We start from the raw sequence: 518 nt of genomic DNA, 5'->3' as shown, positions 1-518 counted from the left end.
AAAATGTGGACAGATTGATGCCACAGATGTTTCTTTAACAACCACAGATGACAACCGAACCGGCGCAAAAGCCGATGGCGCTGACAGCGTCATTACATTAAAAGGCACAACAACCATTGAAAAAGTTGCAAACGGCCTTGATATACAAAATACAGCTACAGCCAGTATGACCGGTGGTTCCATTAAAGCATCTCAAATAGGTGCTCTTTTCAACGCTAGCGGAAATGATGAAAATAAAAACACGCTGGACAATGTAAAAATATCGAGCAGCAAAGATGACGCCTTGATAGATAAAGGAATAAGCGCCGAAAAAAGCACTGTGACTTTAAACAATGTAACCGTCACTAAAGCGACAACAGGCATATTTGCAAATAATAGCTCCACAATAACAGTCTCTGGAGGTTCATTCGATGGAAAAACTGATGGGGTATATGCTAAAGAAGGCAGCGCCATTACTTTAGACGAAAAAGCTGCAGTTACATCATCTGATGGTTATGGACTTCATGCAGAAGGTCCAA

The 518-nt window shown here is 41.3% G+C and carries 1 pseudogene; it reads left to right on the top strand.

Annotation, left to right across the window (positions count from 1 at the left end):
- Positions 1-518: pseudogene (locus ACFIMP_RS10000) on the top strand (autotransporter outer membrane beta-barrel domain-containing protein); the annotation flags it as partial.

It is taken from the genome of Bartonella sp. AP65SXKL, from assembly GCF_042195725.1.
Lineage (GTDB): Bacteria > Pseudomonadota > Alphaproteobacteria > Rhizobiales > Rhizobiaceae > Bartonella.
The sequence above is the reverse complement of the archived record's forward strand: the minus strand, read 5'-3'. Positions and strand labels throughout refer to the sequence as shown.